Genomic DNA, 9,823 nt, shown 5'->3' with positions numbered 1-9,823 from the left:
AGTTTTTATTAATTGACAATTTACTTACACCTGTCAATATTGTGACAGCCGCGACATGTACGTCCGCCATTGAATAATCCCTCTTTACTAGCGACTATGATTTTATCAGACAGAAGTGAATTTATTAGCTGTATATCCGTAGATGCTGATATGCAGTTTATTGCGAAATACCAAGACCTGACGCTTAGAAGCGTCTATCAACCTATATTCGACTCTTCTATGACTCAAATAGGTGTTGAGGCTTTGGTGCGCATTTCAAATAACAAAGGTGATATTGTTCGTCCTGATCACTTCTTTCATTCCGACGAAACCTCAAGCACAGACAAAATCAATGTCGAGAGGCTGAGTCGAGCGATTCATATCCGTAACTTCGCACAATCGACAATCCGTCATTTACACCTATTTTTGAACGTTCTTCCAAACGTTGGGGAGTTGTTTGCTGCAGAAAAGGTCAGCGATAGCTTGTTAGCTAAACGCCTTCACGAGCTTAACCTTTCATGCGACCAGATAGTGATGGAGTTGGTAGAGTTGAATGCAGAAAGTGAAGAGCGTTTGAAAGATGCCGCCCTTTCGCTTGCGGATAATGGCTTTCAAATAGCGGTCGATGACTTTGGAACACAAGCATCAACCGAACAGCGCGTTCGCCACATTAACCCTCATATCATCAAGATAGACCGCTCGGTTATGTTGGACTTTGAACAAGGCGACACTCGAGAAATGGTGCTAGTGCTTGATCTTGCAAACCAAATTGGCGCAAAGACTGTGATTGAAGGCATAGAAACCCAACAACAACTCGAAGCGATGCAGGGCTTAGGCTTCAATATGTATCAAGGCTATCACTTAGCCATGCCAAAGCCGATTGAATTAGACATACGCCTCGCAATCTAGAATCGCCCTATCCTTCTCAAAGCCGCTTGAACATTGAGTAGCGGCTTTTTTAATGCTTGCCTATTCGTACCCTCTTGCCGCTCTCACGTGTCAACACATTTCAGGACGGGACAACACGCATAAAAAAACCCAGTCAAATTTGACTGGGCTGGCTTAAAAGAATCTGTTTTATATCATTCCCTAATAACCCGCAGTGGACGGTTTGATTCTATATAAAATAGCGAACATCACCGGTACTACTATTAGCGTTAGTACGGTAGCAAAGCCTAAGCCTGCCATGATTGTAATCGCCATCGAGCCGAAAAATGCATCGAATACCAAAGGAATCATACCCAAGATAGTCGTCAATGCTGCCATAGATACCGGTCGTACACGACTAATCGCACTGTCGACAACCGCCAAATATGGGTCTTTACCTGTTGATAGTTCAGTGTTGATCTGGTCAAGCAGTACGATACCGTTTTTCAAGATCATGCCGCTTAGACTTAGTAAGCCCAAGAACGCCGTGAAGCTGAATGGCATATTAGTTCCTAACAGACCAATCGAAACACCAATGATAGAAAGTGGTACCGTAAACCAAATCACAAGTGGCTTACGAAGCGAGTTAAACAGAAGCATAGTGATGATAAACATCAGCAAGTAACCCATTGGCAGTGAACCAAATAGAGATTCTTGTGCGTCTTTTGAGCTTTCGTATTCGCCACCCCAACTGATGCTGTAGCCTTCTGGTAGGTCTAATGCTTCTACCTTTGGTTTCACACGAGCAAACAAGCTTGCTGGCGTTTCATCACCAAGTACATCGTGGTCAGCCAGTACGGTTAACGTACGCTTTCTGTCACGACGTTGAATCAGTGGTTCAGACCATTGAAGCTCTACACCATCAATCACTTGCTCAACCGGAATGTAAGTTTGTAGCGATGGGCTCCAAATCTTCACATTGTTCAGTGATTCAAAGTCAAAACGCTCTTCTTCAGGTAAACGCGCAACGATAGGTAACATATGAGTACCATCACGCAGTAAACCGATGTTGTAACCGCCGAACGCCATTTGTAACGTCTCAGACAAATCAGTTTTTGAAATGCCAAGGCGACGTGCCTTTGATTCGTTAAACAGTGGCACTAGCTCTTTGGTGCGTTCACGCCAATCGTGACGAACATTTCGTGAGCCTGGATCGGCAAGTAAGACATCTTCTACTTCAACTGCAATGCTACGCAATACTTGAGGGTCAGCACCGATAATACGCGCTTCAATCTTTGAAGCCGGCGACGGACCAAACTCAATCAATTTAAATTGGAACGTAGGTTGTTCAAATTTATTGGCCAAGTCTTGGTCTAGCCCTTCTAGGACTTTAAACATGGTGTCTCGATCAGTCGTTCGTACCTGCAGTTGACTATACGCTTCGTAACTGTTCTCTGGTTGGTATGTCAGCGCAAAACGTTGCATGCCCTGTCCAACCGTTGTTGTCACAAACTCAACGTCGTCTTGCTGGCGAATGTAGCTTTCAACCTTTTCTGTCTGCTTGATCGTTTCACGAACATCGGTGCCTTCTGGCATCCACATGTCTACGTAAAACATTGGCGTGTTTGACGGTGGGAAGAACTGCTGCTTCACCATACCAAAACCGACAACAGAAACTGCTAATAGCGCAACCATACTGACTACAGTAAGCCATCTAAATCGAAGTGCTACTTTCAGGCACGCACCGAATACAACAAACAGGATGCCTTTGTATGGGTCTTCGTTCTCATCAACCTTGTCTTCTTCTTTAAGCAACATCTCGGCAAGGAATGGCGTTAGTGTTAGTGCAGTTACCCAACTCAAAAACAGTGAGAAACACAGTACCCAAAACAGTGAACCCATGAATTCGCCTGTCGCATCTTTCGACAAACCAATCGGTGCAAACGCGGTGATAGCGATAATGGTAGCACCTAACAGTGGCCATTGTGTTTGCTTGACGATGTCTTTCGCTGCTTGAAGCTTGGTTTTGCCTTTCTTCAAGCCAACCAAAATACCTTCAACGACAACAATCGCGTTATCCACCAGCATACCTAGTGCGATGATCAAAGCACCCAGCGAGATACGGTGCAGTTCAACATCGTTGTAATCCATCAAGATGAACGTACCGAACACAGTCAGTAGCAGTACTAAACCGATGATCAAACCACTGCGTAAGCCCATCGCGAACAGAAGTACGATGATAACAATTGCTACCGCTTCCACTAAGCTTATCAAGAAATCAGCAACGGACTTGTCCACTTCTTGTGCTTGGTTGTAGAAGTAATTCAACTCAACACCGGCTGGCTTAATGCTTTCTAAACGATCAAGTTCTGCATCAAGCGCATTACCGATTTCCACCACGTTTACGCCCGATGAGAACGCAATGCCTAGGTTGATTGCTGGTTTGCCATTGTAAGTTAATACGTTACCTGGCTTTTCTTGGATTCCGCGAGTGACCTCAGCGACATCTTTCAAGCGAATTAGGTTACCCGTATCGCGGCCATGAATGATTAAGTTTTCTAACTCTTCAACCGTGCTCAGCGTGCCGTTAGGTTTGATGGTTAGGCTTTGACCATTGAGCATTACCTCACCAGCCGATACCACACTGTTTTGCTGTGCGAGCAATGCTGTCACCGTCGACATGTCTAGATTTAACGCCGCTAAACGCTCAAGTGACATCTCAACGAACAATTGCTCTTGTTGGTCTCCTGCAATGCTTACTTTGCCTACGCCTTCAACCAGTTCGATTTCACGTGTGAGGTAATCAGCATACTGTTTGAGCTCGACGTAATCGTATCCATCACCCGTCAGCATAATCATCACGCCAAACACATCACCGAAATCATCAATGATCTGAACTGAGTTGACGCCACTAGGAAGCGTGGGCTGTAGATCGTTGATCTTGCGACGCATTTCATCCCATATTTGTGGTAGCTCGTCTGGACCGTAGTCCATCTTCATGCTCACCATAATTTGAGACATACCATTCGACGACGTTGAGGTAATCTTGTCGATATAAGGCAGCTGTCTTATCTCTTTTTCAAGCGGGTAAGTCAGCTCTTCTTCAACTTCCATTGACGTAGCGCCAGGGTAAGTTGAAATAATCATTGCATCTTTAATAGTAAAAGCTGGGTCTTCCAAACGGGATAGATTACCAAAAGACGTCACGCCACCAATGGCCAATATGACGAGAAATAACCAGCTGATTACTTTGTTTTTTATTGAATATTCTGCGATGTTCATTCTGCTTTTCCTGACAATTTGATTCCGTCACGGAGTTTTCTTAGATTCGAGTTTACGAGTCGATCACCTTGCTCAACACCGTGAGCGATTAATGCGCCTTGGCCACTGATCTTGTCGACTTCTACTTCGCTTTTGAATGCTTGTCCGTCTTCCATTTTCCACACATAAAACTGATTCGCTTCAGAACCCGCTTCTAAAGTTGTCATTGGTAATTGGTAGCCTTGAACATCGCTCAAGCCAGCTTTCGCCATATCCACGTTCACCGTAACGCTGGTGCCCGGCAGGATTTCGTTTTTAGGTTGTTGCATCTGCATCCAAAATTCGTAAGTACGCGATTGCGGGTGCAATTCACTGGTGTGCTCCAAATACGTCAGTGGATATTGGCCAGTGTGACCGCCAAAGGTCGCCTTAGGACGATAGCTATTTGAACGCATGTCTGGACTGATCGATGCCAAGATCGAATCTGATACTTGAATTCGTACATATACCTTGTCGTTCTGGTACACGCTTAATAGTGTTTCCCCCGGTGTCGTGTTTTCGAAACGTTGCTTGTCCACGGTAGAAACGGTCCCGGAAAATGGCGCTAAAAGCTCTGTGTAACTTAGCTTGCGCTCTGCAGCCGCCAAATTCGCTGATGCCAGCTTATAGTTAGCCGTTAGTTGGTCTAGCTCTGACTGCGACAACATCTTGCTACCAAACATCTCCGTACCACGGGCTAACTGCTTGCTCGCCAGTTTGAATTGAGAGTTAGCGTCAGTAAGATCTTGGAGATACGTTGCGTTGTCTAAGGTCGCAAGTAACTGCCCTTTTTCGACGTTGTCACCGGCTTCTACCAAGACTTGTTGGATTTCGCCTGCGAGCTTAAATGCCAAGGGGGTCAATTCAGCGGGCATTACCTGACCGTTAAAACTTCTGAATTGATCAGTCAGCGGCGCGCCAACTTCAAAGGTAGAAACTAGCAGGGGGGGGTGTTCACGGTGCACGGCTTCACTGTTACAGGCTTGAAGCAACATAGCCGACGCGACAACAATTGATAATTTGGAAAGGTTCATTAAATACCGCCCTCACGTAACCAAGCTTTTACTTGCTGTCCATCGGATAACACATCCACACCCGCTTCAACGATAAGGTCGCCAGACGACAATCCATCAATAACCTTGCCTTGCTCATCAAGAAGGACTTGTACTTTAGAAATCAATTGAGAGTCAGGGTTATAGCGCCATAGCTCACCATGGTCAGCTTCTTTGGTTAACCAAGCTGAATCAACAATGCCAATACCGTAGTCAGATTTATGCTTCTGAACTTCAACTTGCGCTGTCATTCCAGAAAGTAAATTGATGCCTTCCGGCTTTTCGATGGATACAACCGCTTGGTAGCTGTTGGTGTCTTCATCTGGTTGTGTAGAGATTTCTTTAAAGCGAGTCGGGATACGAATACCACGGTGGCTATCCATCACAACCCACATGTTTGAGCTCGTTAGGTCTTGAATCGAACGGTCTTCAAGCTTTGATACTGGAATTGAAAACGTCACGTCCATCTCACTGTGATTCAAAATATTCAGTACAGGCTGCTTTTCTGCGATCAATTGATATTGTTTTCCAAACACCATCGATACCACGCCATCGAATGGAGCAACTAAGGTGGTGTAGCCAAGGTTTGTTTTTGCTTGGTCCAACTCAACGTCAGCGGCAGTAAAGGTGTTCACGGCTTGATCGTAGTAATCGGTACTGACTAACTTTTTCGCGTACAACTCAGAAGCTTGTTTGTATTGGCTATTCGCAAGATCAAATTTGGCTTTTGCTGCATCAACCGCAATACGGTAATCCGTCGCATCTAATACGGCGAGCACCTGACCTTTCTTCACTTCTTGTCCCATACGAACATCGAAGGTTTCAATGTCGCCTCCTACTTGGAAGGAAAGCGCAGCACGGTCGGTTGCATCTACTTTTGCGATAAAGCTATCAAGCTCGATATCCGTCTGCAAAGGAATCTCAAACAGCTTTACAGGCTTAACAACTTGAACCGTTTCTTCTGACTGAACCTTATTACATCCGGTCAAAGAGCCTGCGAGCAATAGTGCTGCAATCACAGCTCCCATGCGATTGCTCGATGTGGCATTGATAGACAAATTGGACTGCATGATGTCTCTCCATTTAATTATTATGATTTATTACACAGGTGGGCAGTATATTCAAAAATCCATAATCCACAAGCTTTACTTTCCACCTGTGCAGTATTTTTTATTTGAGTAAAAACAGTGTAGAATGTGGTAATCAGGTAAATGTGTGAAATGAAGATGACTGAAAAGAAACAAGGTAGAAGAAGCGCAAAAGACGCTGAAGAGACGAGATTTTTGATCATGGGTGTTGCCGCGGATATGTTCTGTGAGCATGGTTATGATAGCGTTTCGCTTCGTAACATCAGTGAAAAAGCAAGCGTATCGCATAGCCTTATTCGCCACCACTTTGGCAGCAAAGAAAAAATTTGGCATGCGATAAGTGATTGTTTACACGCTTATTTTCAGTCTTATATTGCTAAGATAGTGGAAGAGTTACCAAAAGGCGTCGCACCAAACATTACTATCTATTTATTTAGTATGCGCCTCTTTAGCAACATGATTCACTCACGAAAACCGATGCAACTTATCACTGACTCTGTTCGTCAAAAAGACAACTTGGTCGATTACTTTATCGACAATGTTGGCGATGTCGAAAAAGAAATCAACATGTTAGCTGAACAATATAACGATGCGAATCCAAAGAACTTGATCAACATTTATGAGATTAAATGGCAAATGATCATGTATGCGCACGGAGCGGTATGCCTAACTCCCTTCATGGAAAGCACTTGGAATGAAGGCGATATGGTCACCTCGCCCGAAGATGCCCTACTTAAGCATTGGCAACTATTCAACTCACAAATGGTAAGTAAGTTTAGAATCGAAGACCAATGGGTGCTAAACCCAATTAGCCTAGATGAGCTAATTTATGAAGTGCCCTGTGTATGGAAGTGCAATCAAGAACATCATTAATCCAGTGTTTTTATCTTCCTTGGTCGTAAATTGATTTACTTGAAACAAAAATGCGCCGTTACAGAACCAACTGTAACGGCGCATTTTTATATCTATAGATCTTTAAACTGGAGCTTTGTCCAGCTTGTTAGCGACGTGCTTTACCGCGATTTTGGTGAATCTTAAGCTTCGCTTTCATCTTACGTTTTTCTGATGAACGACTTTTACTGCGACCACCGCGATCAGGGGCTACATCTTTTTCTAGGCTTGGTTCAAAGCCCTCTAACCACTCTTGAGGCAAGCGAGTATCAAGTAAGCGTTCAATGTCACCCAATAGGTACGCTTCATCCTGACTCATCAAAGAAATCGCTAAGCCAGTATTACCTGCGCGGCCAGTACGTCCGATTCGGTGAACGTAATCTTCAGCTTTAAATGGCATGTCATAGTTCACAACTTGTTCTAGCTGCTGAATATCAATACCGCGAGCTGCTACATCCGTTGCGATCAACGCACGAACTTTGCCTGACTTGAAATCGTCTAAGGCTTTTTGACGCGCACCTTGGCTCTTATCGCCATTGATTGATGCCGCTTTAATGCCGTCTAACTTAAGCTCTTTAACGAGAGCATCAGTGCCCTGCTTAGTCTTAGTGAACACCAACACTTGTTGCCAGTTTTTTGAACCAATCAAATACGCTAATAGCTCACTTTTACGCGACTTATCTACCGGGTAAACCATCTGTGTTACGGTTTCAGCGGTACTGTTTTTTGGCGTGACTTGGATTTCACTTGGCTTTTGCATCATACGGTGTGCAATCGCTTTGATTTTGTTATCAAAGGTTGCAGAGAAGAACAGGGTTTGACGCACTTCGTTCATGCGAGAAAGAATACGTTTGATGTCAGGCATGAAGCCCATATCTAACATACGGTCAGCTTCATCCAGTACCAGTACTTCCGTTTGGCTCAACATGATGTTTCTAGTGAACATGTGATCAATAAGACGACCAGGCGTCGCGACAAGAATATCTGCGCCACCGTGTAGGTTATCAGTTTGCACCTTCATGCTAACGCCGCCGTAAGCCACCACGACTTTAATGTCGGTGCCCTTTGCGTAGCTAGTTAAGTTATCGAAAACCTGTTGTGCCAATTCACGAGTTGGCACTAACACAAGCGCACGAACGAGCTTAGGGTTCGGAATAACGTTGTCTTTCGTCTCGATTAATCTTTGAATAATCGGTAAACCAAACGCGGCCGTTTTACCTGTACCCGTTTGAGCACCAGCCAGTACATCTTTGCCTTCTAATACCAATGGAATCGCTTGTTCTTGAACGCTGGTCGGAGCCGTAAAATTAAGCTCTGATAGTGTGGCAAGAAGATGCTCAGATAATCCTAGTTGGTTAAAAGATTTTGTAGATTCAGACATAGTATGATGCTCAAAGATTAAATAGGCGCGGATTGTAGCAAACCTGCATTACACTGTTTACCTTTCCTTTTGATTTTTCTTCATTTGAAACGTATTAAACTGCTTCGCTTCTATTAAAACGTTAGGATATAACTCATTAAAGTGACACTGCAACGTATTATAGTTACGTTCGAGGTCATCGTAACAAGCCTCGAGCATATTGAGCTTTGGCCTTCTCAACGCCATTCGCTGTAATACCACCTCTATTGAAGACATGTCTTGATAACTCTCTAACCATCTATGCTCAGCCATTTTTTGATGAACCATAACGAAGCTTTCTGGCCAATGTTCCTCTTGATGTTCAAAGATCTGTTGATGACTATCGAAACAAAAACGTTCTAATGTCTGATGCGAATATTGAGCCCAATGATTGGCTAAGCAGTGATCCCAAAATACATCGAGTGCAATCGGTGCAAAGCGTCTTGTTTGATCTGAAAAGAGAGATTTTGCAGAACGAGACACATCATGACGGTCGGTATAGCTATCGACGAATCGATGAAGCCTTATTCCGTTAGAAAGCGAATCTGAATAATGTTTATTAGGGTCACCTTTAACGAAGTCACCTAGCAGATTACCGGCTAAGTTACTGTTGCAGTGTTGAGCGATGTGTAGGTGTGCGAGAAAGTTCATTGAACCTCATTAAAGTATCGAGAACTAAGTAACATGGTAAACGTACTCGTTTATCTTCGCGAACTTTAATGAGGATAGTTTTGATATGACGTGTGAGCGAAAGAGATTTGCTCAGTTTAAGAATTGTCTAATTTGAGAACGTTGAACTACAAAAACTTTTAGCTAAGGAAGCTTTCGTTTAAGTACTTTTGCTTAAAAAGCTCAAGTTAAAGGTTTAAAAGCTTAGTTCGAAGACTTAAAAAGTTCTTCTGCTAATTGTTTAACTGTTTGTTCATAGTCAGATAAATCAATGCCAATTTCCATAACATCTAACAACTCAAGACTTTCGTCATTATAAGATTGGTCACTCATAGTGCCCCCTCTATTCCTTGATGTGGACATAATGTCCTGTTAACTAGTACACCATCTTGGACTTATATTATGTCACTTTGATGAACGCACTCTACTCTACCCATTCCATATTTATAGCTTGAAGCTACTCGCGATCATTAACGCTTATTTACGTTAAAGGGGTATACGCGAACGACATATGTACTGCTACCTTACACCAAGTACAACAAATTACTCTACAAATTTTGAAGCAGATCATGGTCAAA

8 protein-coding genes are annotated in these 9,823 nt (G+C 43.6%); 2 read left to right on the top strand and 6 right to left on the bottom strand.

Annotation, left to right across the window (positions count from 1 at the left end; translation table 11 throughout):
• Nucleotides 1–150: 150 nt before the first annotated feature.
• A complete protein-coding gene (locus A142_RS06935) occupies nt 151–888 on the top strand; it encodes an EAL domain-containing protein (RefSeq protein WP_029405478.1) in 738 nt (245 codons plus the stop codon).
• 180 nt (nt 889–1,068) lie between these two features.
• On the opposite strand, the gene A142_RS06930 is transcribed toward A142_RS06935, so the two are convergent.
• Genes A142_RS06930 through A142_RS06920 form a run of 3 tightly spaced genes read right to left on the bottom strand, consistent with a single transcriptional unit; the run spans nt 1,069 to nt 6,268 of the window.
• Nucleotides 1,069–4,128, bottom strand: coding sequence for an efflux RND transporter permease subunit (locus A142_RS06930; protein ID WP_019822651.1), 3,060 nt, complete (start codon nt 4,126–4,128; stop codon nt 1,069–1,071).
• Nucleotides 4,125–5,180 (bottom strand): efflux RND transporter periplasmic adaptor subunit, encoded by a 1,056-nt coding sequence (locus A142_RS06925; protein WP_019822649.1) that lies wholly within the window; start codon nt 5,178–5,180, stop codon nt 4,125–4,127. Before A142_RS06925 ends, A142_RS06930 begins: the two co-directional genes overlap by 4 nt.
• Nucleotides 5,180–6,268: an efflux RND transporter periplasmic adaptor subunit gene (locus A142_RS06920; RefSeq protein WP_019822647.1), complete on the bottom strand. Its 1,089-nt coding sequence runs from the start codon at nt 6,266–6,268 to the stop codon at nt 5,180–5,182. Before A142_RS06920 ends, A142_RS06925 begins: the two co-directional genes overlap by 1 nt.
• 150 nt (nt 6,269–6,418) lie before the next feature.
• Between A142_RS06920 and A142_RS06915 the strand changes: the two genes are divergently transcribed.
• Entirely contained in the window at nt 6,419–7,159 is a 741-nt protein-coding gene (locus tag A142_RS06915; protein ID WP_019822645.1) for a TetR/AcrR family transcriptional regulator, read from the top strand.
• Nucleotides 7,160–7,286: 127 nt separating this feature from the next.
• On the opposite strand, the gene A142_RS06910 is transcribed toward A142_RS06915, so the two are convergent.
• From A142_RS06910 to A142_RS25545, 3 genes are all read right to left on the bottom strand, one after another.
• Nucleotides 7,287–8,558, bottom strand: coding sequence for a DEAD/DEAH box helicase (locus A142_RS06910; protein WP_019822643.1), 1,272 nt, complete (start codon nt 8,556–8,558; stop codon nt 7,287–7,289).
• A 57-nt stretch (nt 8,559–8,615) separates the two neighbouring features.
• A complete protein-coding gene (locus A142_RS06905) occupies nt 8,616–9,227 on the bottom strand; it encodes an ACP phosphodiesterase (RefSeq protein WP_019822641.1) in 612 nt (203 codons plus the stop codon).
• A gap of 222 nt (nt 9,228–9,449) precedes the next feature.
• Nucleotides 9,450–9,578, bottom strand: a complete 129-nt coding sequence (locus tag A142_RS25545; RefSeq protein WP_277815624.1) for a hypothetical protein — start codon at nt 9,576–9,578, stop codon at nt 9,450–9,452.
• Between the last annotated feature and the right edge of the window lie 245 nt (nt 9,579–9,823).

This window comes from Vibrio splendidus 12E03 (genome assembly GCF_000272105.2).
GTDB classification, from domain to species: domain Bacteria; phylum Pseudomonadota; class Gammaproteobacteria; order Enterobacterales; family Vibrionaceae; genus Vibrio; species Vibrio splendidus_I.
Note: the sequence above shows the minus strand (reverse complement) of the source record. Positions and strands in the feature narration are given on the sequence as shown.

Excerpts from the sequence above, each read along its gene's own strand:
- A142_RS06915 (WP_019822645.1), top strand. The coding sequence starts at position 6,419 with ATGAAGATGACTGAAAAGAAACAAGGTAGAAGAAGCGCAAAAGACGCT.
- A142_RS06925 (WP_019822649.1), bottom strand. The coding sequence starts at position 5,180 with ATGAACCTTTCCAAATTATCAATTGTTGTCGCGTCGGCTATGTTGCTT.
- A142_RS06930 (WP_019822651.1), bottom strand. The coding sequence starts at position 4,128 with ATGAACATCGCAGAATATTCAATAAAAAACAAAGTAATCAGCTGGTTA.
- A142_RS25545 (WP_277815624.1), bottom strand. The coding sequence starts at position 9,578 with ATGAGTGACCAATCTTATAATGACGAAAGTCTTGAGTTGTTAGATGTT.
- A142_RS06910 (WP_019822643.1), bottom strand. The coding sequence starts at position 8,558 with ATGTCTGAATCTACAAAATCTTTTAACCAACTAGGATTATCTGAGCAT.
- A142_RS06920 (WP_019822647.1), bottom strand. The coding sequence starts at position 6,268 with ATGCAGTCCAATTTGTCTATCAATGCCACATCGAGCAATCGCATGGGA.
- A142_RS06905 (WP_019822641.1), bottom strand. The coding sequence starts at position 9,227 with ATGAACTTTCTCGCACACCTACACATCGCTCAACACTGCAACAGTAAC.
- A142_RS06935 (WP_029405478.1), top strand. The coding sequence starts at position 151 with ATGCAGTTTATTGCGAAATACCAAGACCTGACGCTTAGAAGCGTCTAT.